Genomic DNA, 25,639 nt, shown 5'->3' with positions numbered 1-25,639 from the left:
TGTTTAATAATAAAAATTTCAATAGATGAAACTCTTTGTACATAAGGGTTTCTTTACAAAAATAGATGATTAATTACAAAAAGCAAGTTGACTTTTTAAAGTTTATGTTATAGGGTTAGTTACATAAGTGATTAACCAATTAAGGGATGAGGCTAATGAAAAAAGAATTGGATGAAAACAAACCGATTTTTCTGCAGATAAAAGAACAAATTGAAGATTCTATTATTGACGGTTCATTGAACAGTGGAGAACGTGCACCTTCCACAAATGAGTTTGCTAAATTTTATCAGATTAATCCGGCAACTGCTGGAAAAGGAATCAATGAGCTTGTCTCAGAGGGTATTTTGATAAAGAAACGGGGTGTTGGCATGTTTGTGACAGATGAAGCAAAAGGGATTGTCATTGAAAAAAGAAAACAGACTTTTTATGAAAATTATTTACTTCCAATGAAAAAGGAAGCACAGAAGCTGGAGATGGATAGGCAAGAATTGATCAATATGCTTAACCGGGAGGATGAAGCAAATGGAAATTAAAGTAGATCAGTTAAGTAAAAACTATGGAGAAAATAATGCTTTGGATCAGGTTTCTCTTACTTTAGAGGGGAATAAAATTTATGGTTTGTTAGGGAGAAATGGAGCGGGTAAGACGACATTTATGGATATTCTAAGCGGACAGATTTTAGCATCTGCAGGCAGTATTTCTATCGATGGAGAGAACCCTTTTGATAATCAACGTTTAACAGAATCCATTTGTTTGATTAAAGAAGCGAATAATTTCAGTCCAGAGCTAAAGATAAAACAAGTATTGAAAATCTATTCTTACTTTTATCCAAATTGGAATCAAGAAATGGCAGAAGAATTATTAGAGATTTTTAATTTAAAGCAATCAGCCAAAATAAAGACATTATCCAAAGGAATGGAGTCTGCATTAGGTATTACAGCAGGATTAGCGAGCAGAGCGCCAATTACTGTATTTGATGAACCTTATATCGGCATGGATGCTCCATCTCGTAAAAAGTTCTATGAAATATTATTGGAGGACTATCAGGAAAATCCGCGGACGATTATCTTTTCGACACATTTAATTGATGAGGTCAGCTTAATGTTTGAGGAAGTCATTATCTTAAGGGAAGGCTCCGTTATTTTACAGGAAAGCGCAGAAGACCTACGGGCGAAAACAATCGCAATTTCTGGACCAAAGGATCAGGTAGATGCCTTTTTAGCAGATAAAGAAATTATTCAGCGTAATGACTTAGCCGGCAGCTCTATGGCTTATGCTTTTGGCAGCAGGAAAGAGGCGTTAGATGCAGGTCTTGAAGTAGAAGGCGTACCAGTTCAAGAGTTAATGATTCATTTGACGGAGAAAAAGAAAGGAGCATAATCCATGAACAATCAAATAAAAGGTATGTTTTACGCTTATTCAACGGAAGTAATTCGTACAGCCAAAATCTTTTTTGCTATTTTTATAGGGTGTATTATCGCATCAGCTATTATCTGTTATTTATTACTTGGAGCTGTCGACGATTTTAAAATGTATTTCGCTATCCCGTTCGGAACTTACTTTAATGTAGGTGTTGTTGGGGTTCTGTTAGTAAAAGGCAGCGTTCCATTCGGATTAAAGATGGGGGCGACCCGTAAGAATATGTATCTTATGCATTTATATTTTATGGCAGTTTACTCTTTTATTATGGCATTTTTAGGAAGCACCCTTCAACAGATAACAGAGTGGATATTTAACATTGTCGGGGTTACAAACTATATTTATGTTCATCCAGCGATGCTTTTAACAGATAATTGGGTGATGAGGATCGTAGTAGATACATTTGTGATGTTTTTTATTATGGCACTATTATATTTAATTGGATTAATTTTTTATCGTACCGGTCTGGCAGGGGCAGGAAGCTTATTAGGAGTCCTGCTGGTTGTTATACTATATGGTGTTTTTGAGGGCTGGATGATTCAAGCGGCTGTTGATCTATTCTCCAATATAACGCTTATGACCTTTGTAATGCTATTTTTAATCGGTATTGTGCTTTATCTGATAGGTTTCCCATTTATAAGGAAAATCACTATAGTGAATAGGCGTTAAGGAAGCTGGAGCTGTCATCAAATGCACATTAAACATTTGATGACAGCTCCTTTTTAAAAGTTTTATATTATACTGTTAAAGAGAAAAATATTTATTGTTTTAAATTAGGGTTCTCAGATTTTGCTTCATTAACCCTAGGTCTCCGGAAGCCGCCGGCAATATCTGCCTGCTTAAATTCTTTAGAGTAATGGACCTCTTGAGCATCAGCAACGTCCCTCTTTTTTGCTGGCTGATATTGTGTATTTCTCATGAGTAATCATCCCTTCCAATAAAGTTTTTCTACTAAATATTTTCCCTGTTTAAACGAATTAAAACATAAAACATAACCATTATCCGGTTGAAATTTTATCAGCTTTTTATTATCTTCCCAAATACCGTTTGTTTCACCTTTACTGGAATAAATTAATTGATTGTGTTAAAATTTGATTAAACAATCAAAAATTACTTATAATAAATAAGCAGAGGAGATTCTAAAATATGCAAAATGAAACCGTACTTGGTTTATCAAAGCTTGATAAAGCAATCATTATTATTGGTGGTCCGCTTCTAGGAGCAATTATTGGCTGGTTTATTCAAATTATCTCAAGCTGGCTGATTAAGATTCCTTTTGTTCCTTTTGGTCTGTTCTTTGAATGGATTGTATCCTGGAATAGTTTCTGGGTATCTATTATTGGGGTAATTGCCGGTTTGATTGCGGGAATTCTTTTTGCGCTGTATGCCTTTAGTGAATCATTAAAAATGACGATTACGGATCAAGAAGTTACAATGAAAAGGTATGATAAAGAAGTACAATTGCAAAAAAGTGAAATTTCGGCAATTTATATGGATAGAAAAGATATTGTCGTTTTAGGTCAAAAAGGTGAAGAACTGTATCGTGCACAAACGGATGTAAAGCTGCTGAAAATAGAAGCTGCTTTGCTTGAACACCGGTTTCCTTGGAAGACTAAGGATCCTTATCAATCTGATTATCAGCGCTGGGTACCGGAGCATCCTGATTTTCCGGCTTCTGTAAACAGTTTGCTTGCAGCAAGAGAAAAGGCGCTGAAGGAAGACGATGAAAAAGAAGCAGCTATATTGCGGAACGATTTAGCAGATAAAGGAGCAGCTATTCGCGATGAGGACAAACGGCAGTATGTCCGGATGATAAGAGGGTGATATAAAATGGCGAAAGAAAAAACATTTATCTCGGAAGCAAGGAGAGAACAGATTTTAAAAGCAACTATTGATGTGTTGAATGATATTGGCTATGTAAAATTGAGTCTTGCTAAAATAGCAAAACACGCAAAAATTAGCACGGGATTAATTTCTTATCATTTTGCAGATAAAGAAGAGCTGATTCAGCATACATTAAGCTACTTAATCGGTGCACAGCTTGAATTTATTGAGGACCGTGTAAAGAGAGAGGCAGATATTTATCAACAGCTGCTGGCTTATATAAAAGCAACACTCACCTATCAATATGAACATGTTGAAAATAATGTTGCACTGATTGAAATCATTTTTAATGCCCGGACAGAGGATAATATTCCCTACTATAAATTAAACGAAGAAGAAGAGGATCCGCTTTACCTGCGTTTAGAAAATATTTTGGCAGAGGGGCAGCGGAAAAAAATATTCTCTTCTGATTTTCAGCCAAAAGCAACAGCTATACTTATCAATGGTGCTGCGAGTGAGAGCATGCTCCTGCAAAGTGAAAGTTTTGATTTAGAAAATTATCAGCAGGAGTTAATTAAAATGGTTACGAAAATAGTTAAATAAATGTTGTGTGATAAAGGGAAATTCCTCAAATGATATGTAATCTTTTTTATATTATCATTTTAAAATAAGGCCCGTCATCAAAATTGAAAGAACCTATGTCTGCTGAAGTGGAATAATTAACAAAGATAGGTTCTTTTACAGTTATTTTAATTAATTTTCGAGTGATTTTCGAAGTTCAGTCACTTCCTTAACCCCGAGACTTGTTAATTCAGATATCTCTTTATCCGAATACTTTCTTCCTTTTCTTGAATTGATAACAAACTGAAAAAGCTCAACGTACTAGTTATCTGCCTCTTTAGCAAAATCAATTTCTGGGTACAGGTCCGGTGTGAAAAATTGTATGAATTCTTGAAATAGTTCTTCGATTAAGTTTTTCCACAGCCTATCATAATCTGTGTTGCTCGTATGGTAACTGTTTATATTTTCTTTTACTGTTGTTAGCATTATTTTACTATATCCCCAAGTAATAATAAATTTGATTCTAATCATATAGACTTAGGGTGGAGAAGCAAAATGGTAAAATAGGGTTTCTTTCGTGAAAAATGGCTGTATAAATTGATTTTCCGCTGGTAAATTTCCTTTTTCTAAATACAAAATAGCATTCATATTAGGTTTTTAAACATTTTTAAGATAGTAAAAAAGAGCATTCTCTTTTATGCCAAAGGTAGTATCATGGAGTAAACTATTTTAAATTTTTTCCTGAGATAGAAAGCAAAAACCTCGAATTCGTTCATTTTTAGTGAATTCGAGGTTTTTTTAGATATACTTAGATTTAAATAACATACAGATAAACACATAAGAAGTGAAAAATACTTCCGAGCAGAATGAAAATATGAAATATCTCATGGAAGCCAAAATAACGGGAACGCAGGAATTCAGGTTTTAACCAGTAAATAATTGCTCCTACTGTATAGAATACTCCTCCAACAATTAAACAGGTTAATCCGCCAGTTCCAATAATTGGTGCGAGCGATCCGCTATAAAATATTGCAACCCACCCCATTAAAACGTACAGGAGGGTGGACAGCCATCTTGGTGAGTGGAACCAGATTAATTTAAATAAGACGCCCAGCAGAGCTAATCCGCTGATCACCCAAAACAATACCCAGCCGATTGTTCCATGTAAGGCGATAAGACAGAGCGGGACATATGTACCAGCAATGAGCACATATATCATGGAGTGATCCAATCTTCTAAAAAAGGCAATTGTTTTTGGCCCGGCAATAACAGAATGATAAACAGTTGAAGCAGTATATAACAAAATCAAACTAATACCAAATGCAGCGACAGCACCGACATCTAAAGGTGTACCTACCCGTGCTGCTTTAACAACAAGCAATATTAGTCCAATGATAGATAAGACAATTCCGATAAAGTGGGTAAAGGCATTCATCGGTTCTCTAATAAATTTATGCAAATAAAACATCTCCAATCACGCATGTAGTTTCAAATACTATGTAATAAATATATACCTATTTCATCAAGTAGTCAACATTTGATTTTTGAATAGAGTTCCCTATAATAAAATGTAGAAAGACTAAAATAAATACATGAATTGATTAATATACAGTAAAAAAAGACAGGAAAAACTTGAAGAAGGAAGGTCAGCTTATGAATATAAAAAAGCAATTAGAAGAACTGCATTTAGAAAACCAGTTAAATGCAGAGGAGATACCTGATTTAGATTTATATATGGATCAGGTTATTCAGCTTTTTGAAAGTAAATTTTCTTCTGCAAAGCGTTACAAGGAAGATAAAGTATTAACGAAAACGATGATTAATAATTATGCAAAGGCTAAATTATTCTTTCCCATAAAAAATAAAAAGTATTCGAAAGAGCATCTGCTGCTGATCAGTATGATTTATCAAATGAAAAGTGTTTTATCTATTAAAGATATCGGGAAAACATTTGAAGAGGTAAATCAAAGAATGCAGCATGACGATTTTGATCTGGAGGGCTTTTATAATAATTATGTTTATTTAATGGATAGAAATGTTGCTCATTTTAAAGAGTACATAGCAGAACAGGAAGAAATATTTGAAACAGAATTAGATAAAGATATAGTGAACGATGATTACTTACAGCAGCTTTTGCTGATCACAAGCTTGACCGGAATGAGTAATTTTTACCGCCGTGCAGCTGAGAAGCTGGTAGATCAATTAGAGCAGAAAGGTGAGGAAGAACAATGAAACTGAGTATTTTAGATCAATCTCCTCTATTTGCAGATGCTGATGGAAAGCAGGCTTTGGAAGAAAGTATTGAATTGGCTGTCCTGGCCGACAATTTGGGATATGAACGGTATTGGATTGCGGAGCATCACGATACACCTGTGTTAGCAAGCCCTGCTCCGGATATTTTATTAGGAATTATCGGAAGCAGAACAGAGCGGATTCGAATCGGTTCAGGAGCTGTACTCTTACCGAATTATCGTCCATATAATATTGCAGAACGCTACCGGATGCTGGCTGCACTGTATCCAAGCAGGGTAGATTTAGGATTGGGACGGGCTCCAGGCGGGTCAGCAGAAGCATCTATTGCCCTGGCAGGCAACTTTTTAGAGAAGGTTAAAGCAATGCCTGATTATATTGATGAGCTGCTTCATTTCCTGCAAGAGGATTTTGCGCCAGAGCATCTTTATTCAAGGGTGACAGCTACACCTGTACCAGAAGTTCAGCCGCAGCCCTGGCTCTTAGGTACCAGCCAGAGAAGTGCTCAGCTTGCTGTCACTAAAAAACTCCCATACGTATTTGGCCATTTTATGAGAGCGGATAATGGCCCGGAAATTGTTGCCGGCTATCTGAGACAAGCAGAGAAACCATCTGCTATTGTTGCTGTATCCGTTCTTTGTGCAGAAACGGAAAAGGAGGCAATAGAGTTAGCAGAAGAAACAAGACGCAGAAGAGAAGAGCAAGCTTCGTCCCCGCAGATAGACCAGGATGAGCAGGCAAAATTTGCTGATAAACAGATTATCGGCGATATAACACTCGTTCAGGAAAAGCTGGCTGCATTACAGGAAGCTTATCAATGTGAAGAAATGATGGTGCTTACAATGGCACCGACCTATGAAGCAAGGAAATACTCATACAAGAAACTGGCATCCATTATGAATTAATTTGTTACTTAACCAGGATGTTTTTATTGCTGACCCTAAAAAACTTAACACTTGTATTTAAAATGAAATAAAAATCATAGCCAGCCACATGATAGAATATATTTTAATGAAGAAGACAAGCTTATATGGAGGATATTATGGGACAGTGGGTTACATCCATTATGGAGCAATTTGGCTATTTAGGAATTTTCCTGATGATGACTTTAGAGAATTTATTTCCGCCGATACCATCTGAAATTATCCTTCCTTTTGGAGGGTTCATGACAACCTCCAGCACATTAACCTATATAGGTGTACTATCTGCAGCTACTTTGGGGGCTCTTATTGGTGCAATGCTCCTATATTGTATAGGTATGATATTAGATGTTGGGCGGCTGGAGAAAATAGTTGACCGGTATGGACATATATTGCGCTTAAAAAGGTCAGATATTTATAAAGCAGATGAATGGTTTGATAAATATGGCTATTGGACAGTATTTTTTTGTCGGATGGTCCCGCTTTTAAGGAGTTTGATATCCATTCCAGCTGGTATGGGAAGAATGAATTTCGGGATTTTTATTCTTTTAACAGCCATCGGTTCTATTATTTGGAATAGTATTTTAATCGGTATTGGAGCAGTTCTGGGAGAAAATTGGCATCATGTTGCTGGATTTATGGATGTCTATTCTAATGTTGTATATGCTTTAATCATTGCAGGATTAATACTTTGCATTATTTGGTATATTAGGAAGAGAAAGAAAGAAAAACTGTAGGAGCCCCTGTTCCTGCAGTTTTTTGATGAAAAAAATTCATTGACAAAAGAACGTACGTTTGGTTAACTGTATTTAGATTATCTTCTTGGTAAGTCCTCTACTAAAACATAAGGATGTGTTTCCATGATTTATCCTCGGAAAGCAACAACATTATTTCCTCAAATATGCGAAAACGGAGAAGTGTATAAGAATGCTGTTTCTAAAGAAGAGTCCTGCCATCTACTGGACTTAAAGGCCGGTTATACCTTTCGAAGGCTTTTTGGTGATGAACGTAATAAAAAAATTATGATTGCCTTTTTAAATGCTTTTTTTATCAAACTCGAAAGAGCAAAGATTTATGATTTTAAATTTCCATGGTGGGAAGCAGCTGGAGGTGAAAAATCACATTTTACAATGCTGGTTGAAACAGAAGATAAAGAATCGATTTATGTAGAGATTCTTTTTCCGAATAAGGACGCCGTGGAGGAGCAATCCCTATATTTTTGGTCAAAAATATATTGCCGTCAATTTGAAACAGATTCAGAATTGAATGAACAACACCCTGTTATTACCATAAGCATTATGAATTTTGAATTATTCCATGAAAGTGAAGAATTTTACAGCGTATTCAGGCTGTCGGAAAAAGAAGAAAAAATTGCCTTAACCAATATGCAGGAAACACAATTTGTAGAGATCCCAAAACTGATTCGCAGCTGGAAGGAAGGACAGTTAGATCCTGAAGAGAATAATTTGGCCAGATGGTTATTACTACTTGCGGCGGTTGACGATAATAAAAATTATTTTTACCTTGATATTTATAGAGAGTTAGAGAAAATTGCAAAGACTGATAAGGATATAGAGGCGGCTATGCAAGCATGGAGAGATATCAGCAGCGCAGAGGATGAGCGATTAGCATACAAAGACAGAAATCAGCAATCAAGAAAGCAGCAATTATTACAAGAGATAGAAATTTTAAGACAAAAAAGAAAAGCAGCCGAAGAAAGGGCTGAGCTTGCAGAGAAAAAGTACAATAAATTGAAAAGGCAGTATGAACAGTATAAATTAAAGGCAACAGAAGAAAAAATAAAGAAACTGGAAGCAGAGGAAAAATCTTTGCTTGCGAATCGTGAGGCGGCCAAAATAATTATCCGTTACGGGAATGTCGTTGCACGTAATTTATTTGCACAGGGGATGGATAGTTTGTTTGTCCAAAATGTAACAGGATTGTCTGATAAAGAAGTGGCAGCACTGAAAATGCAAATAGAAGAAGAGAATATGAAAGATTTATTTTAATTTTAAATACAGCATAAAGAGAATGTTCAGAAGGGATTTAAAAGATAAGTGGAGAGGAAATGACCCGCTATTAAAACTGCCCACGTCTCCTGAATCTATAATAACAGTTTCGCCCTCCTGTTTAATTACGGATATTTAATAGTTTGATAGAAAAAGAAGCAAAGTTTTTAAACCAGGCTTGCTTCTTTTTCAAAGATGTTAAATATTATTCCATCGTAAAATAGTCCTCTATAATTTCTACAATAGAAATCAATTCATATATAGCAACTAATTCTATCGGTAATTTTTCTGGGCTGTCTAATTGAGCTGATCTTAAGGTGTCTTGAAATATTTTGTGAAGCTGTGCCCGTTTTTTCTTCCATCCTTCTTCCTCAAAGGTTATCTTTCCTGAAAGCACATTAGCAAAATAGCATACATTTTCAAACACATATTTTTGTTTTTGTGTACTCCATTCAAATTCTTTTGATGGTTGCTCCGCAATATTAGTTACATGGTATTGAATTGTTCGCAGATAATGAATCTGTCTTCTTAAGCGGGTCAATTCACTCTCGCGTTTTTCCAGAATACGGTGGTATTTTAAATCATTCTTTTGGTAGAGTGAAAGTAATACTGCATTTTCAAGCTCTTTATACACAGCGCCTACCTTTTTATTCATACCCATATCTAATGGCATTTTTGTAAAAATCAATTCATAATAACATCGTTTCATATGATTACTTAATTTTTCACGGATAGATTCTGTTTGTTTATGGATTGAATGATGGTAATTTGGCGGAAAAACAAACATATTTACCAGCGTAGAAACAGATAACCCAATGGTTGTTGTTGCTAATCGAATAAGAAAGCTTAAAAAATAGCTGTCTTCTACTATTTCAATCATGGCAATAGCCGTTAAGGTTGCAACTAACAATCCAGCATGAAGGTTTAACCGGAAACAAGTAAATATAGTCAGAACTGCGGCTAACATGTAAGTAAAAGGTGAATTGCCGAGTAAAGACAGAAATATTACGGCATAAGCAGCACCGATTGCCGAAGCGGGGAAACGGACAAGCCCTTTTTTTATAGAATCTGTAACAGTTGGTTCAATGGTAACAATTGCGGTGATAACGGCAAATGTTGGCGGGAAATCAAACCAATTACAAATAAGTGCTGTGAAAAATACAGCGATACCGGTTTTAATTACTCTATTTCCAATAATTGTTTGTACTTTCACTTAAATCCCTACTTTTTATCAAATAATAATCTGTAAAAAAAGAACTAGTATAATCTTTCATTCATTGTATTGTATCATTTTTATGTGAATTAAATGACGAAAGAATATGCATATAGTATATTTTTCGGGAAAATAAAATAAATCCAATACAAATTTACTAGAATATGAATGCTGACAGATGGGGAACGACGTACAATCTATGCCGATTTTTAAATGGATTTGTCGTTATTGAAATATAAATGTAATATTTCTATAATATGCATGACATTTTCTTATGATAAGATTTACAAAGTTATTAAATAAATGAAGAAAATAATATGAATATAAAAATAAAAGAATCGCAGATAATCGGCACAAAATACATAGATAATAGATTTGCGGTGTAAAATTTGAAAGCGGGGAATATGAGTTGAAAAAGACAGTAATGACATTGACTGCGGCTTCCGTAGTAGGATTAAGTAGTGTATTTTTTTCAGGTCCAGTAAAGGCAGAATCAGTAGAGGATTTAGAAAATCGGCAATCTCAAGTACAGGAAGATCGTGATTCTGTACAAGCTAATCTATCAGATGCAGAAAACGAAGTAGCTGATGTTCTAGTTGACCTACAAAATTTACAGCAGGAAATTGATGATTTAAATTCAGCTCTTGAAAAAAATCAGCAAAAGCTGGATGAAACAGAAGACGGGATTTCTACAACTGAAGCTGAAATCAGTGAATTGGAAGCTGAAATTGGTGAATTAGAAGAAGCAATTGAAAAACGTACGGAGATTTTGAAAGAACGTGCAGTATCTCTACAGCAAAACGGTGGAGATATCAGCTATCTTGAAGTATTGTTTGGAGCACAGGATTTCAGTGATTTTGTAGGACGTGTTTCTGCAGTAAATAAAATTACTGATTCTGATTTAGCTTTACTTGAACAGCAGGAAGAAGACAAACAAGCAGTAGCTGATAAACAGGAAACTGTTGAGTCGAAGCTTGATGAATTAAATCAATTAAAAACAGATTTAACAGGTATTAATAATACTATTACAGAACAAAAAGATGCTGCTGAGGATAAAGAGTCTTCTTTAAAGGATAAAGAAAATGAGTTGACAGCACTTATTGATGATTTACAAATTGAAGATTCCCGCTTAGCTGCAATTGAGCAAGATGTAGCTGACCGTTTAGAAGTTGCAACTGCTCCAGCACCGGAAACATTAGTAGCAAGTGCCAGTGTAGGTTCAAACGAAGATAGCAGTGAAGAAGAAAGCAATACTGAAAATGAGTCTAGTGAGGAATCAGCTGAAGAACCGGCTGAACAAGAAGAAGCTCCTGCCAGTCAGGAAGAAGCAGCTTCAAATAATGAAGATACTAATAACAATGATAATAATAACTCTGGAAATAGTGATAATTCTTCCAGCACAACTGAATCAGGTTCTAATGGCGGATCAAGTGAGTCTAACCAAGCTCAAACTCAAGCACCAAAAAAACCTGAGAAGAAAGAAGAGCCAAAAGAAGAATCTGCTCCATCTACAGGTTCTGGAATCAGTGCAGTACTTAGCGCTGCGCAAGGCCAAACTTATCAAAACCAATATGTTTGGGGAGGAAAAAGCCCGAGCACAGGATTTGATTGCTCTGGATTTGTATCTTGGGCATTCGCTCAAGCTGGATACTCCATCCCATCTTACACTGGTGCATTAGTTGGCACTGGAAAAGCTGTTGATTCAGGTAGTAAACAGCCTGGAGATTTAGTATTCTTTAATACAAATGGAACAAATGGTCATGTTGGTATCTATCTAGGAAACAACAAGTTTATTGGTTCTCAAAGCAGCACAGGTGTTGCGGTTGCTGATATGTCACCAGGAAGCTACTGGGGCGGCCAATTCAGCGGAACAGTACGTCGCGTACAATAATAATCAGTCATATTACCAAGAGTCCTTACATGAAGAAATGCTTCGTGTGAGGGCTTTTTTATTTTGTGAGTACTGCTATAACCATGTCAATTCTTGTCTGATACTCTGGTATTATAGTGATCATTTTTCTGGAAATGAATTGATATTTATATATACCCGATTAATATAGAATAAAACGTTTTAAATCAGAAGTATTTTAGTACAATAAATTCTGTATATAAAGTGAAATAAGACTGTTTTGATGTTATTAGGACAGATAAAGATGCTTACTTAAAAATATCCTTTACTTTATTTATGTAATTATTTGTTTGACAGAGTAGCCAATTATATTCCTCGACCCTATCTAATGAAAGAACTTCTATTATCAGTCTCATCAAAATGATTGCATTGTAAAAATAATATAGTTTACCTTCTTAGTTATTGGGAATAGTAACATATATCCTTCCCCGTAAATAAACATAGAAAGGATCGATGTATGAGAAAAAATAGAAAAAGCTTTTTAAATCCTGTATTTTTTATATCTGCATCTGTGATTTTAGCCTTGGTTATTATCGGCGCGGTTAATCCAACAGGTTTTCAAAGTGTAGCAACAAGATTATTTGATTTTACAACACAGAATTTTGGATGGTTTTACCTTTTATCTGTCTTTGTATTTGTCATTTTTCTAATAGGTGTATCTATTAGTAAGTATGGCAAGATGAGATTAGGTCCAAAAAATTCAAAGCCTGAATTTGGTTTCTTTCCCTGGATAGGGATGCTGTTTTCTACAGGTTTTGGTTCAGGACTGGTATTTTGGGGTGTAGCAGAACCGATGAGCCACTTTTTTGACACTCCGTTTCCAGGCTTAGAACCCCAGACGGAAGAAGCTGCAAGAGTGGCTATGGGATATGCTTTTTTTAACTGGGGAATTAGCCAATGGTCTGTTTTTGCATTAGTCGGACTTGTTATTGCCTATCTGCAATTTCGTAAAGGTAAAGATGGATTAATTTCAACAGCCGTAAAACCTGTCGTAGGAAATAATCCACTTGCAGCCACCTCTATTAATTCACTTGCGGTAATTGCTACTGTTATGGGAGTAGCGACTTCTCTAGGATTAGGAATTATGCAAATGAGTGGCGGTTTATCATCTGTTTTTGGGCTGCCTGACGGTGTATGGATGCAAATTATAATAGCGTTCGCTATGCTGCTGGTGTATTTGGGATCATCTATCAGTGGTGTGAATCGAGGAATGAAATGGCTAAGTACTATTAATCTATCATTTTGTTTAATTCTGCTTGTCTTTGTTTTTCTAGCAGGACCAACGGTATTTATTTTAGAAACATTTGTATTAGGGTTAGGAGATTATTTAACGAATTTTGTCGGATATAGCTTACGTTTAACTCCATATACTGGAGACAATTGGGTGACGGAATGGACTATTTTCTATTGGGCCTGGGCGATTTCATGGTCCCCATTTGTTGGTGCGTTTGTAGCACGCGTATCAAGAGGGCGTACAATCCGCCAGTATATCTTTGGTGTTCTTGTGACTTCTCCCGCCATTGCTTGTATATGGATTGCTGTATTTGGAGGAACAAGCTTATATAGTGATTTAAGAAATGGAACCATGATTGCTGAAGCAGTAGATAACGATTTAGCTGTGGCATTATTTGAGACATTTGGTACCTTACCGCTAAGTACAATCACTTCTCTTATGGCAATTATTCTGATTTTTACATTCCTTGTTACCTCAGCGGATTCCGCAACCTATATTTTAGGAAGCATGACATCTAGAGGGAGTTTGAACCCGTCACTAATTACAAAATTTATTTGGGGAGGGTTAATTACAGCTATTGCAGTTGTTCTTTTAGTTGCAGGAGGACTGGAAGCCCTGCAGACTGCATCTCTTACATCTGCATTGCCATTTGTGGTTATTATCATTATATTGATGATCTCTTTTATTAAAATTCTGCAGAGAGAGGAAAAGGATAAAACCAAGGGTTAATTTATAAGATAAAGTGAAAATAAGCCAGCTGTCGTTATAATGACAGCTGGCTTATTTTTCCGACTGCAAGTTTGTTTGGTATACTTCGATAGTCAAGTAGACATATTATGCCTTTATCTATTATAATAAAGATAGGAGAAAGGGTGATTCGATGGGAAGGTAATGCGGAATTGTATTTATAATAATCATATGGCAATATTTAAGCAGCCCGATCATTTGGATCATCGGCGTGCGAAGGAAAAAATGTTATAAGGGGAACCTTTATAACAAACTAAAAGAGGGGATTCAAAAAGTAAAACAAATGACATTCGTAGAAGAGTATCTTAGCGTTTTACATCTTACTTTTTGAACACAAATCTAATAAATAATCTTTAAATTTTCAGGAGGTGAAATCCTTGTGCATCCTTGCACAAGGATCTTAATTGGACATATCGACCATCATAAATTTATTTGCGGTTGCTATTTTAATCGCATTAACTGCTTTTTTTGTTATGTCAGAGTTTGCTATTGTAAAAATTCGAAGTACTCAGCTGGAGCCGCATATTGCGGCTGGAAAAGGATCGGCTGCTGCAGCTAAAAAGGTCGTTACACATCTTGATGAGTATCTATCTGCTTGTCAACTGGGGATTACAATTACAGCACTCGGAATTGGGCGTTTAGCAGAGCCGACATTTGAAAGAATGCTACATCCACTTTTGGAGGAATTTAATATTGGAACAGGTCTGGTTACGACGCTTTCCATTTTAATTTCATTCCTGATTGCAACATTCTTGCACGTAGTTGTCGGGGAGCTTGCTCCAAAGACATTAGCAATTCAAAAAGCAGAGCAGGTAACGTTAGCTGTCGCATGGCCACTGACTTGGTTCTATCGCCTGTTATTTCCATTTATATGGTTATTAAATGGATCAGCACGATTATTAACCAGGGCAGTCGGATTAAAACCGATGAGTGGACATGAGGAGACGCATACCGAAGAAGAATTACGTTTAATTTTAGCTGACAGCTATAAAAGTGGTGAAATTAATCAATCAGAGATGATGTATGTAAATAACATATTTGAATTTGATGAACGAGTAGCCAGAGAAATTATGACACCAAGAACAGAAATGGTCTATTTTTCGACGGAAGATAGTTTTGAAGAAAATATTGAGATCATTCACAAAGGTCAATTCACCCGTTATCCGGTTGCCGATGAAGATAAGGATAATATTATCGGTCTGGTAAACTTAAAAGAAGTATTTACTGGAAAGCTGAGCAATAATGAACCTGCGACAATTGAAGATTATATCCGTCCGATTATTCATGTATCCGAAGCAACACCAATTCGCCAGCTCCTTTTAAAAATGCAAAAGGAACGAATTCATATGGCTATTGTAAATGATGAATATGGCGGCACAGCAGGGTTAGTTACTGTTGAGGATATTCTGGAGGAAATCGTTGGAGATATCCGGGATGAATTTGATGAAGATGAAGTACCCGACTTTGAAACAATTGACGAAACAACTTATTTAGTTGCTGGCCGGGTCAGCCTGGATGATATTAATCAGAAGCTGGGTATTACTTTGGAAGATGATGAAGTAGATACTATCGGCGGCTGGTTTTTTACCCACAACCTCGAAGCGGAGGTAGGGACTGTAATGGAGTTCGAAGGGTATGAATTTGTTCTTGTTGAAAAGGATGGGTATCAGATTAAGAGAGTGAAAATAACAAAGATTTCTGAGGAAGAATCTGAGATAGAATAAAAGCTTATTTTAAAGTAATTAAAAAATAGAAAACATAAAAAAACCGAACAAACCTGAGTCTAGTAAAGCAAAATGGATTCAGAAGAGGTTCGGTTTTTTTGTATAAAAATCTTTTATTATCAAGCTTGTATGTTATTGAAGTTTAAATTCTTAATATTTAGGTTACATACTAAATATATACTGATTTTGGAGGAGGGCTTATATATAATGAAAGACATTCAAGATATTGTAAAAGATTTAGATAATGTAAGAGGATCTGGAGCAAATAAGATATTTACAATGTACCTCAATACAGATTTAAGCGACCCAGATCAGCAAGGCGGAGAATGGAAAATCCACCTTAAAAATGGATTGAATAACTTTGAACATTATTTAAAAGAAGGAAATAATGAAGAAGAGCTTGCAAACTACAAAAAAATAAAGAAAAAAGTAAAGAAATTTATGGATGAAATTGAAAGAAATGTAATGAAGGGAGTTATTATCGTAGCATCAGCAGACGAGGAGGTCTGGTTTGCTGAGCGTGTTCAGATGCGCTTGGAAAATGAATTTGAATGGCAGGAAAGTCCTGTGTTGGATCAATTAAACACACTGTCAGAGAAATACCCGAGAACAGGTATTATTCTTGTTCAGCAAGATCAAGTTAAGCTGATTGATACAAATTTAAATCAGGTTGAAGATACAGCAGAATACGAATTAGATGTGGAAGAGGACACATGGAAGGTAAAACAGGGACCGCGTCATGGCAGAGCGAAACAAGGTATGGGATCGAGTAACATACAAAGAGACCTGTTCAACGATCGTTATGAAGCAAATCAATATCGGTGGTATAAAAGTATCGCTCCTAAGCTGGACAAGCAGGCCAAAGACCGGGAATGGCAACGAATTTTCATTGTTGGTGAAGCACCGGCGTCCAAAACACTGGAAACAGAAATGAATAAGGACGTGGAAGATGTTATCTTAAAAAATATGCTGGATCATAGAGAAAGTAAAATTTTAGAAAAAGTGCTGGATTAAACAGGTGAAGCCGGCTTATCACGTGGTATTCTCCATGAGCCATAGTTTCACTCTGTTTTATGAAAGGCAGCTGTGAATTCCATTAATAAAAAACCGAACTTTAACTTCCTATTCATCAATCAGATGAAGAAGGAAAAAAGTTCGGTTTTTCTATGAGGATGTCATTTTGCTGATAAAAAGCTTTACTCTTATCACTCAGCCGGTTCTAAGTATCCAGCATTGGCGTAGCCGGTGACATCTTGATAAGTGACCTCAACCCATTCATACTCATCTTCTTCACCGATAACTTGAACAATATCTCCTGTAACCAGTGTTGCTACTACTTCACTATCTGCACTGGGTCCACTGCGGATATTTAATAAATCTGCTGTAACCTGAAAATCCTCTCCAGTGGAATTGTCAGTATCTTCATCAGCTTCTTCTGCCTCTTCCTTAGATTCATCATCTGTATCTGCTTCCTCATCAGCTTTGTCAGTATCCTCTGGTCCGGACTGACTTACTCCTGCGACTTCATTTTGATAGTCGAACTCAGGATTGTTGAATTGTCTTTGCATAATGAAAACAAATACAACAAAAACAATTCCTGCAATAAATAATAAAAATAATCGAAATTTGCTACTTTTACGCATATTACTCTGCTCCTATTTTAAACGTTCTAAAGGTAGTATACATAACTTTTCGATATAAAGAAACACAATTCCCCAAATTTTTTTGCAGTATATAAAATTGATATATTTGGAGACATAAATTAAAAATCCGGTTTCCAATTCTTTAAGAATTGGAAACCGGATAGCAATAGAACCGAATCCTGCAGCTGAAAGGTCATTATTCAGTTGGAAACAAATTTCTTAAGCGTTCAGGCAAGCAGGGCATCTTCCATAAATCTCAAATTTATGGTCATCAATTTCATAATTTGTCAGTTCTGCAGAGGCTGTATCCATTGGGCAGATATCAATTTCTTTTGTTTTTCCACAGTCCGTACAAATAAAATGATGATGGTGGTGATGACTGCAGCTTAACCGAAAATGCTTTTCACCTTCTAAATCTGTTTTTTCTAATATACCTAAATCATGGTATAAATGCAGATTACGATAGATTGTGTCGAAGCTGATTGTACCATATTTGTTTTCCAGATGAACAATCAAATCCTTTGCAGGCCGGTATCCATCCTCGGAAGCAAAGAATTCCAGGATATCCTTACGTTTTCCAGTTGTTTTATATCCTTTTTCTTTTAATACATTGATTGCATCTTGAAGATTCATCAAAAAACCTCCATTTATTTTCTTATTTTTTTAATTCCTATAGCGACTAATAATATGAATAACGATGTCATAACAATTGTTCCGCCTGGTGGAATGTCTAAATAATAACCTGAGATAATCCCAAATATAACCGCAATTTCACCAAAAAGGATTGACAGGAAAATCATTTGTTTAAATCCTTTAGCAATACGCATACTTGCTGCTACCGGCAAGGTCATTAAAGCTGAAACAAGTAATACACCCACAATACGGATAGAAGCAGCTATAACCAGTGCCGTTAATATAATAAACAGCATATTGATCCATTTCACATGCAGTCCGGCGATAGTTGCCTGTTCTTCATCAAAGGACATGGTAAATAATTCTTTAAAGAAGAGCCAGATAATAACAAGAACGAAGGCGGCAACTCCTGAAATGACATAAAAATCATTTATAGTTACTGCCGATACAGATCCAAACAAATAATTGAATAAATCTGTGTTAAATCCGTCAGCAATAGAGATGAAAATAACGCTGAGACCTACACCGGCAGATAAAATAATTGGAATTGATATTTCCTGGTAGGCTTTATATACCGTACGCAGCTTTTCAATGAAAATCGAGCCGATCACAGAAAACACCATTCCGCTATATATTGGGGAAATAACCCAGCCATATTTTTTTTCAGCCATCAACCCGAAGGAAATTCCGGCTAAAGTGACGTGTGAGAGGGCATCAGCTATTAATGACTGTCGTCTCACTACGATAAAAGTCCCTAATAAAGGGGCAATTATACCAATTAAGATACCTGTAAGAAAAGTATATCTTAAAAAGGGGTAAGTTAAAAAATCCAAAAGCATTGTCTATCCTCCAACTATGAATTAATGCGTAACCAGACTTACCGGGTGACCGTAAATTTGCGAGAAGTCTGCTTCCGTAAGTGACGCATATTCATCAGGGTTACCATGAAAATGCATCGTTTTATTTAAACAAACAATGTCTGTCGCATACTGGGTCATGGTGCCTGTATCGTGCGTTACCAGCAATAATGTTTTTTTGTATTCTGTGTTCAGCTTGTAAAGCAGCTCATAAAATCTTTTCACATTTTCATAGTCAATTCCTACTGTCGGCTCATCTAAAATGATCAGCTCAGGATCACTGACTAAGGCTCTTGCGATAAAGATTCGCTGCTGCTGGCCACCAGACAGGTTTCCAATATTTTGTTTCGTATATTCTGTCATACCAACCTGCGCAATAGCTTCATGAATTTTTTGCTTATCTTTTTTAGATATGAATCTGAAATAACCAAGCTGTGCAGTGAGCCCGGAAGCAACTACTTCATATACTGTTGCAGGAAACCCTTTATTAAATGAGTTTGCTTTTTGTGAGACAAAGCCGATTCTATCTTTATTCCTTAGTTTTTGAATAGGCTGTCCAAAAACCATTATTTCTCCCGTTTCCGGTTTTTCTAAGCCAAGGATCAGCCGGATTAAAGTGGTTTTTCCGCCACCGTTTGGACCAACTAGTCCCATGAAAGCTCCATTGGGAATTTCAAAGTTTATATTATCTAAGACTTTACGAGATCCATAATGGAAGTTAATATTTGACATGGACACAACAGGTGTTGTCATCTTATTCCTCCATTCTTATGGTAACAATTTATAATAAAAAGTACTTTATCTATGATATCGCAAGGGACGCTTTTTGTAAATAGGAATGATTACGACTTTTATGAGTGTCTCAAATAAAACATATATTAATATAGAAGAAACCCGGTTTTTATAGGAATATATTCAGTCTGAAAATCAATAAAGTTTGAGAGAAAAAGTGGAACTTTCCTGCAATAAATAACCAATGATCTGTGACAGGATGAGAATGTAATATCTCAGAGGCTGCTGTGAGTCTGTTCTGATTACTAATTTATCCGATGAAATAAAATCATTTTTGAAACCCCTTACAAAAATATTGCAAAAAAATAAATATTCCGTTATAGTATAAGTAATGTGAGATATTCGATGTGCCAATATCTTTATTTTTTGGCTCAAAAATGAATGAGTATTCATTCAAGAAAGTCTGGAGGATTGTGAAATGACATATTCCATTAAACGTGCAGCAGTAATAGGTTCAGGAGTAATGGGTTCTGGTATTGCCGCGCATTTAGCCAATGCGGGTTTATCTGTAACAATGTTTGACAGAGTACCAGATTCCTTGACAGACAAAGAAAAGAAGCAGGGATTTACATTAGAAGATAAAAAGGTCAGGTACAGGATTGTTGAAGAGAGCAAGAAAAAGCTGTTAAAACAAAAGCCGTCGCCAATAACTTCTAAAAAAAGCTTAGAGCTGATTCAGGTTGCTAATTTGGAGGATGATTTAGCGCTTCTGTCAGAAGCAGATTGGATTGTTGAAGTTATTGTAGAGAACCTGGAAGCGAAAAAAGAGCTGTTCAAAAAGGTGGATGCGCACCGCAGGACCGGGGCAATTATAAGCTCTAATACATCAGGAATTTCTGTTGAGGCAATGATTGCAGATTCCTCAGAAGATATGCAGGAGCATTTTTTAGGTACTCACTTTTTTAATCCGCCGCGTTATTTGAAATTATTAGAAGTTATTCCGACCGATAAGACAAGAACAGAAGTACTTTCTTTTATGAAAACCTTTGGAGAAGATGTGTTAGGGAAGGGTGTTGTAGAAGCAAAGGACACACCAAACTTTATTGCAAACAGGATTGGGACCTACGGGCTTTTGGTGACTGTCCAGGAAATGGAGAAACAGGGTCTAAGTGTCGGAGAAGTAGATTCAATTACCGGCCCATTGATCGGCAGACCGAAAAGTGCGACATTCCGGACGTTGGATGTAGTCGGAATAGATACATTTTATCATGTGGCGAACAATGTATACCATCATGTATCCGATCCAAAAGAAAAGGGGATTTTCACTGTTCCCGACTTTTTAAAGCAGATGATTGATAAAGGCTGGATTGGGGCGAAAAGCGGAAAAGGATTTTATGAAAAGAAAAAGGACCGGACGATTGTAGAAATTAATCCGTCAACTTTAGAGTACCAGGAAAGGAAGAAACTAAAAACAGCAGCCGTCGAATTAGCAAAGCAGGAAAAGGGCGTTAAAAGAAAAATGAAAGCGCTTGTAAATCAAAAAGGCGACAAAGCTTCTGATTTTATTTGGTCTATTATCAAACCGGTGTTATTATATTCTGCTGATTTAGTCGGAGAAATTGCAGATGATGTTGTTTCCATTGATGATGCAATGAAATGGGGCTTCGGCTGGGAATTAGGGCCATTTGAAATATGGGATGCGATTGGTGTAAGTGCTGCTGTGGAACGCATTCAGGATGAAGATACCGCCGTGCCAAGCTGGGTACTTGATATGCTGGAAGAAGGGAATGAAACCTTCTATAAGCAGGAAAAAGGAGATAGTTACTTTTACCATGAAGATGGCTATAAACAAAAGGAAGTAAACAAGAAAGAATTATCCTTAGCAGCAATAAAAGAGCAAAAGGGAGTTATCAAAAAAAATACCGGTGCCAGCCTGATTGATATTGGAGATGGCGTTGCGCTCCTGGAATTCCATTCAAGAAGTAATGCAATCGGACTGGATATTATTCAGATGGTCAATGAATCGATTGAAGAAGTAAATAAAAATTACAAAGGTCTTGTAATTGGAAACCAGGGCAAAAATTTCTGTGTCGGTGCTAATTTAGCGATGATGCTGATGGAAGCACAGGATGATAATATTTTCGAATTAGATCTTGTTATCCGTCAATTTCAAAATATGACGATGAATATTAAGTATTCCGACAAACCGGTCGTTGCTGCACCATTTAATATGACATTAGGCGGCGGTGCGGAAGTATCTCTGCCGGCTGCAGCGATTCAGGCTTCACCAGAAACCTATATGGGTCTGGTCGAATTTGGAGTCGGGCTTATCCCTGGAGGAGGAGGCACAAAGGAGCTTTATTTAAAAGAGCTTAGAAATCTTCCCGAAGGTGTAGATTTTGACTTAACGAAGGTTGCAAATGATGTTTTTGAAAAAGTAGCAACAGCTAAGGTGTCCACCTCTGCTAGAGAAGCTATGGAAAATGGATATCTGAATAAAAATGACCGCATCAGCAGAAATCCGGATCACGTTCTCTACGATGCCAAAAAACGTGTATTATCTTTATTCAACGAAGGATATGAGAAGCCTGTGATGGAGAAATTTCCGGTTGTCGGAGAAGCGGGCTATGCAGCAATGGTTATGGGAGCAAAATCGCTGCACTATGGCGGGTATGCTTCGAAGCATGATTTGAAAATTGCTGAAAGATTAGCCTATGTCTTATCTGGCGGAAGGATAAAGGAAGGTACAGAGATTGATGAACAGGTGATGCTTGATCTGGAAAGAGAAGCATTCTTAAGCCTTATTGCAGAACCGCTGACTCAGCAGAGAATGCAGCATATGCTGGTAAAAGGAAAGCCGTTGCGAAATTAATCTCAAAAGAGATTATTCAAAAAGCCCAATTTATCGAACTTTTTGAACACGTACTTAAAGGGAGCATGCATTTAAAGGAGGGCATATCCGTGAAAGAAGCAGTAATTGTGGCTGGTGCAAGAACACCAGTAGGAAAAGCAAATAAAGGATCATTACGGGATGTAAGGCCAGACGATCTGGCAGCTTTAACTGTAAAAGAAACCTTAAAAAGAGCCGGTAATTATCAAGGGTCAATAGATGATGTGATTATTGGCTGTGCAATGCCGGAAGCAGAACAGGGAATGAATATGGCGCGTAATATTGTCGGTCTGGCTGGGCTAGGTCATGATGTACCGGGAATTACCGTAAACCGCTACTGTGCTTCAGGATTACAAACGATTGCCTACGGTGCCGAACGAATTATGGTCGGTGCTGCTGAGACAATTATTGCTGGCGGTGCAGAATCGATGTCTATGATTCCGATGGGCGGGCATGTTATTAAACCCAACCCGGCCCTGGTTGCAAATGCGCCAGAATACTATATGAACATGGGACATACGGCAGAGGAAGTAGCAAATCGTTTTGACATTTCAAGAGCAGATCAGGATGCTTTTGCAGTAAAGAGTCATGAACACGCTGCTGCAGCAATGGAGAAAGGTCTGTTTAAGGATGAAATTGTTCCTGTAGAAGTGAAAGAACGTTTTGTAGGAAAAAACAATAAGATTGAAGAAAAATCCTTCTCCTTTGAAATGGATGAGGGAGTCCGTGCAGGAACAAATATAGAGGTTTTAAGCTCACTGCGCCCGGCCTTTCATATAAAAGGCAGCGTTACTGCCGGGAATGCTTCACAAATGAGTGATGGGGCAGCTTCTGTTTTATTAATGGATAGAGAAAAGGCAGAGGCAGAAGGATTAACACCAATTCTAAAATTCCGTTCCTTTGCTGTAGCTGGAGTAGCACCGGAAATTATGGGCGTCGGACCGGTAGAAGCAATTCCAAAGGCAGTAAAAATGGCCGGGTTAGAGTTATCTGATATAGGGTTGTTTGAATTAAATGAAGCTTTTGCATCACAGGCACTGCGGGTTATCAGAGCGTTAGATTTAGATACAGATAAGGTGAATGTAAATGGTGGTGCCATTGCGTTAGGTCACCCGCTGGGCTGTACTGGCACAAAGCTGACAGTCAGCTTAATGCATGAGATGAAGCGGAGAAACGAACAATTCGGAATAGTAACCATGTGTATCGGCGGCGGTATGGGTGCTGCAGGCGTATTTGAGCTTTTATAAACTACTAGAAAAGGGGTAATAATAATGAGTGAGACAAAAGAAAGATTATTTAAAGGCGGCGGTTTTCTAGTTGAGGATATTTCCGGAGAGGATATCATTACACCAGAGGATTTTACAGATGAACATAGGATGATTGCGAAAACAACAGAAGATTTTGTATTGGGAGAAGTTGTTCCTAAGATTGATCATCTGGAAAATCATGAATTTGACCATTCTGTTAAGCTGCTCAAAAAAGCAGGAGAATTAGGCCTGCTAGGTGCAGATGTCCCAGAAGCATATGGCGGTCTGGCTCTGGATAAAATCAGTTCTTCCTTAATTACAGAGAAGTTTTCCCGTGCAGGAGGATTCTCAATTACCCATGGAGCACATGTTGGAATTGGATCACTGCCAATTGTCTTCTTTGGTAATGAGGAGCAAAAGGAAAAATATTTACCTAAATTAGCTACTGGTGAGTTAATTGCTGCTTACGCATTAACAGAGCCGAGCTCAGGTTCTGATGCACTTGGAGCAAAAGCAACAGCGAAATTGAACGATGCAGGCACACATTATATATTAAATGGAGAGAAGCAATGGATTACCAACTCAGCTTTTGCGGATGTCTTTGTCGTATACGCAAAAATTGACGGTGAGCATTTCAGTGCTTTTATTGTTGAAAGAGAGTACCCTGGTGTATCTACAGGGCCGGAAGAAAAGAAAATGGGAATTAAAAGTTCTTCCACAAGAACGCTTGTATTAGAGGATGCGGAAGTTCCTGTAGAAAATCTGTTAGGTGAAAAAGGCCGCGGACATGTGATTGCCTTTAATATTCTGAACGTGGGCCGCTATAAATTGGCTGTCGGCGGAGTAGGAGGATCGAAGCGTGCTTTAGAATTAGCAGCAAAGTATGCGAATGAACGTAAACAATTCCAAACGCCTATTTCAAGCTTCACTTTGACACAGGAAAAATTAGCAACAATAGCATCAAAAATCTATGCAAATGAAAGTGCAGTTTATCGAACCGTGGGGTTATTTGAACAGCGGATGGGTGCATTATCCGACGAACAGCTGCAGGATGGCCGTGAAGTCGCCCGGGCAATCGCTGAGTATCAAATTGAGTGCTCGATGACAAAATATATGGCTACAGAATTACTGGATTATGCAGCAGATGAAGCTGTTCAACTGCATGGCGGGTATGGTTTTATGCAGGAGTATGAAGTGGAGCGTATTTACCGTGATTCACGTATTAATCGTATTTTTGAGGGAACCAATGAAATTAACAGACTTATTGTACCTGGAACGCTTCTGAAAAAAGCTTTAAAAGGTGAACTGCCACTGTTGGAAAAGGCACAGGGGCTGCAGGAAGAATTAATGATGATGATGCCGGAGGAAGTGGGAACAGAAGCTTTAGAACAAGAAAAGTATTTATTAAGAAATGCGAAAAAAATGATTCTGCTGGGTGCTGGTTTAGCAGCACAGAAATATGGCAAAAAATTAGACCGCGAACAAGAAATTCTAATTAAATTAGCTGATATGACAGCGGAAGTATTTAATATGGAGTCTGCTATTCTTCGTACAGAAAAAGCCATTGCTAAGGCTGGACTGGAAAAAGCACATCAAAAGTTAATGTATACAGAAGTCTATGTCCAGGAAGCATTTAACCGGATAGAAGCAGCGGCAAAGGAAATTCTAATTACAGCAGAAGAAGGAGATACATTGCGTATCATGCTGTCCTCTCTGCGTAAGCTTACCAGACATACACCAATCAATACGGTTAAAAAGAAACGTGAAATTGCCGCAAAAATTATTGAGGAAGAAAAATATATTGTTTGATACATCAGAAAGAGGCTG

General features: G+C 37.0%; 23 protein-coding genes. 16 read left to right on the top strand and 7 right to left on the bottom strand.

Annotation, left to right across the window (positions count from 1 at the left end; genetic code table 11):
* The first annotated feature begins 155 nt into the window (after nucleotides 1-155).
* The 3 genes from MKY30_RS23615 to MKY30_RS23605 are packed head-to-tail and all read left to right on the top strand — an operon-like array spanning nucleotide 156 to nucleotide 2,088.
* Nucleotides 156-533 (top strand): GntR family transcriptional regulator, encoded by a 378-nt coding sequence (locus tag MKY30_RS23615; protein WP_147210314.1) that lies wholly within the window; start codon nucleotides 156-158, stop codon nucleotides 531-533.
* Nucleotides 523-1,380 (top strand): ABC transporter ATP-binding protein, encoded by an 858-nt coding sequence (locus MKY30_RS23610; RefSeq protein WP_147210315.1) that lies wholly within the window; start codon nucleotides 523-525, stop codon nucleotides 1,378-1,380. The genes MKY30_RS23615 and MKY30_RS23610 overlap by 11 nt, the downstream gene beginning before the upstream one ends.
* Before the next feature lie 3 nt (nucleotides 1,381-1,383).
* Entirely contained in the window at nucleotides 1,384-2,088 is a 705-nt protein-coding gene (locus MKY30_RS23605) for a hypothetical protein (RefSeq protein WP_156984845.1), read from the top strand.
* Nucleotides 2,089-2,179: 91 nt separating this feature from the next.
* Here MKY30_RS23605 and MKY30_RS23600 read toward each other — a convergent pair whose 3' ends face one another.
* Nucleotides 2,180-2,338: a YfhE family protein gene (locus MKY30_RS23600; protein WP_147210317.1), complete on the bottom strand. Its 159-nt coding sequence runs from the start codon at nucleotides 2,336-2,338 to the stop codon at nucleotides 2,180-2,182.
* Between the two features lie 227 nt (nucleotides 2,339-2,565).
* On the opposite strand from MKY30_RS23600, the gene MKY30_RS23595 reads away from it, so the two are divergent.
* Both MKY30_RS23595 and MKY30_RS23590 read left to right on the top strand, forming a co-directional pair.
* The gene (locus MKY30_RS23595; protein WP_341085568.1) at nucleotides 2,566-3,243 is read left to right on the top strand and encodes a YqeB family protein; all 678 of its coding nucleotides are present in this window, start codon (nucleotides 2,566-2,568) and stop codon (nucleotides 3,241-3,243) included.
* Nucleotides 3,244-3,249: 6 nt separating this feature from the next.
* Nucleotides 3,250-3,846 carry a TetR/AcrR family transcriptional regulator gene (locus tag MKY30_RS23590; RefSeq protein ID WP_147210319.1) on the top strand — a complete coding sequence of 199 codons (597 nt, stop codon included), beginning with the start codon at nucleotides 3,250-3,252 and terminating at the stop codon, nucleotides 3,844-3,846.
* Between the two features lie 772 nt (nucleotides 3,847-4,618).
* Here MKY30_RS23590 and trhA read toward each other — a convergent pair.
* Nucleotides 4,619-5,263: a PAQR family membrane homeostasis protein TrhA gene (gene trhA, locus MKY30_RS23585; protein WP_341085567.1), complete on the bottom strand. Its 645-nt coding sequence runs from the start codon at nucleotides 5,261-5,263 to the stop codon at nucleotides 4,619-4,621.
* 194 nt (nucleotides 5,264-5,457) lie between these two features.
* Here trhA and MKY30_RS23580 point away from each other — a divergent pair, with 194 nt between their 5' ends.
* The 4 genes from MKY30_RS23580 (at nucleotide 5,458) to MKY30_RS23565 (ending at nucleotide 8,983) form a co-directional block, all read left to right on the top strand.
* Nucleotides 5,458-6,036 carry a DUF1836 domain-containing protein gene (locus tag MKY30_RS23580; protein ID WP_341085565.1) on the top strand — a complete coding sequence of 193 codons (579 nt, stop codon included), beginning with the start codon at nucleotides 5,458-5,460 and terminating at the stop codon, nucleotides 6,034-6,036.
* Entirely contained in the window at nucleotides 6,033-6,959 is a 927-nt protein-coding gene (locus MKY30_RS23575; RefSeq protein WP_341085563.1) for an MsnO8 family LLM class oxidoreductase, read from the top strand. The genes MKY30_RS23580 and MKY30_RS23575 overlap by 4 nt, the downstream gene beginning before the upstream one ends.
* Before the next feature lie 137 nt (nucleotides 6,960-7,096).
* Nucleotides 7,097-7,711, top strand: coding sequence for a DedA family protein (locus MKY30_RS23570; protein WP_147210323.1), 615 nt, complete (start codon nucleotides 7,097-7,099; stop codon nucleotides 7,709-7,711).
* Nucleotides 7,712-7,834: 123 nt separating this feature from the next.
* The gene (locus MKY30_RS23565; RefSeq protein WP_156984841.1) at nucleotides 7,835-8,983 is read left to right on the top strand and encodes an Rpn family recombination-promoting nuclease/putative transposase; all 1,149 of its coding nucleotides are present in this window, start codon (nucleotides 7,835-7,837) and stop codon (nucleotides 8,981-8,983) included.
* Nucleotides 8,984-9,188: 205 nt separating this feature from the next.
* Here the strand turns inward: MKY30_RS23565 and MKY30_RS23560 are convergent, their stop codons facing one another.
* Entirely contained in the window at nucleotides 9,189-10,196 is a 1,008-nt protein-coding gene (locus MKY30_RS23560; protein WP_339282583.1) for an aromatic acid exporter family protein, read from the bottom strand.
* A gap of 409 nt (nucleotides 10,197-10,605) precedes the next feature.
* Here MKY30_RS23560 and MKY30_RS23555 point away from each other — a divergent pair, with 409 nt between their 5' ends.
* From MKY30_RS23555 to MKY30_RS23540, 4 genes are all read left to right on the top strand, one after another.
* A complete protein-coding gene (locus MKY30_RS23555) occupies nucleotides 10,606-12,087 on the top strand; it encodes a PcsB-like coiled-coil domain-containing protein (RefSeq protein WP_156984839.1) in 1,482 nt (493 codons plus the stop codon).
* A 475-nt stretch (nucleotides 12,088-12,562) separates the two neighbouring features.
* Entirely contained in the window at nucleotides 12,563-14,068 is a 1,506-nt protein-coding gene (locus MKY30_RS23550) for a BCCT family transporter (protein ID WP_147210328.1), read from the top strand.
* A 422-nt stretch (nucleotides 14,069-14,490) separates the two neighbouring features.
* On the top strand, nucleotides 14,491-15,810 hold the full coding sequence (locus tag MKY30_RS23545) for a hemolysin family protein (RefSeq protein WP_147210329.1): 1,320 nt from the start codon (nucleotides 14,491-14,493) through the stop codon (nucleotides 15,808-15,810).
* Between the two features lie 207 nt (nucleotides 15,811-16,017).
* A complete protein-coding gene (locus MKY30_RS23540) occupies nucleotides 16,018-16,824 on the top strand; it encodes a VLRF1 family aeRF1-type release factor (RefSeq protein ID WP_339282581.1) in 807 nt (268 codons plus the stop codon).
* A gap of 191 nt (nucleotides 16,825-17,015) precedes the next feature.
* On the opposite strand, the gene MKY30_RS23535 is transcribed toward MKY30_RS23540, so the two are convergent.
* The 4 genes from MKY30_RS23535 to MKY30_RS23520 form a co-directional block, all read right to left on the bottom strand.
* A complete protein-coding gene (locus tag MKY30_RS23535; protein WP_341085558.1) occupies nucleotides 17,016-17,453 on the bottom strand; it encodes an SH3 domain-containing protein in 438 nt (145 codons plus the stop codon).
* A 219-nt stretch (nucleotides 17,454-17,672) separates the two neighbouring features.
* Nucleotides 17,673-18,086 (bottom strand): Fur family transcriptional regulator, encoded by a 414-nt coding sequence (locus MKY30_RS23530; RefSeq protein ID WP_077602034.1) that lies wholly within the window; start codon nucleotides 18,084-18,086, stop codon nucleotides 17,673-17,675.
* A 14-nt stretch (nucleotides 18,087-18,100) separates the two neighbouring features.
* A complete protein-coding gene (locus tag MKY30_RS23525; protein ID WP_077602035.1) occupies nucleotides 18,101-18,925 on the bottom strand; it encodes a metal ABC transporter permease in 825 nt (274 codons plus the stop codon).
* A gap of 21 nt (nucleotides 18,926-18,946) precedes the next feature.
* Complete coding sequence (locus MKY30_RS23520) at nucleotides 18,947-19,696, bottom strand: metal ABC transporter ATP-binding protein (RefSeq protein WP_077602036.1); 750 nt, start codon at nucleotides 19,694-19,696, stop codon at nucleotides 18,947-18,949.
* A 457-nt stretch (nucleotides 19,697-20,153) separates the two neighbouring features.
* Between MKY30_RS23520 and MKY30_RS23515 the strand changes: the two genes are divergently transcribed.
* The 3 genes from MKY30_RS23515 to MKY30_RS23505 all read left to right on the top strand — a co-directional run bounded on the left by MKY30_RS23515 (nucleotide 20,154) and on the right by MKY30_RS23505 (nucleotide 25,621).
* Nucleotides 20,154-22,547, top strand: coding sequence for a 3-hydroxyacyl-CoA dehydrogenase NAD-binding domain-containing protein (locus tag MKY30_RS23515; RefSeq protein ID WP_341085557.1), 2,394 nt, complete (start codon nucleotides 20,154-20,156; stop codon nucleotides 22,545-22,547).
* Nucleotides 22,548-22,636: 89 nt separating this feature from the next.
* Nucleotides 22,637-23,812, top strand: coding sequence for an acetyl-CoA C-acetyltransferase (locus MKY30_RS23510; RefSeq protein ID WP_341085555.1), 1,176 nt, complete (start codon nucleotides 22,637-22,639; stop codon nucleotides 23,810-23,812).
* A 24-nt stretch (nucleotides 23,813-23,836) separates the two neighbouring features.
* On the top strand, nucleotides 23,837-25,621 hold the full coding sequence (locus tag MKY30_RS23505) for an acyl-CoA dehydrogenase family protein (RefSeq protein WP_147210337.1): 1,785 nt from the start codon (nucleotides 23,837-23,839) through the stop codon (nucleotides 25,619-25,621).
* Nucleotides 25,622-25,639: the final 18 nt, after the last annotated feature.

The sequence above is a fragment of the Oceanobacillus sp. FSL W8-0428 genome (genome assembly GCF_038004405.1).
GTDB lineage: Bacteria > Bacillota > Bacilli > Bacillales > Amphibacillaceae > Oceanobacillus > Oceanobacillus sojae.
This window is presented reverse-complemented; position numbering and strand designations above follow the sequence as displayed.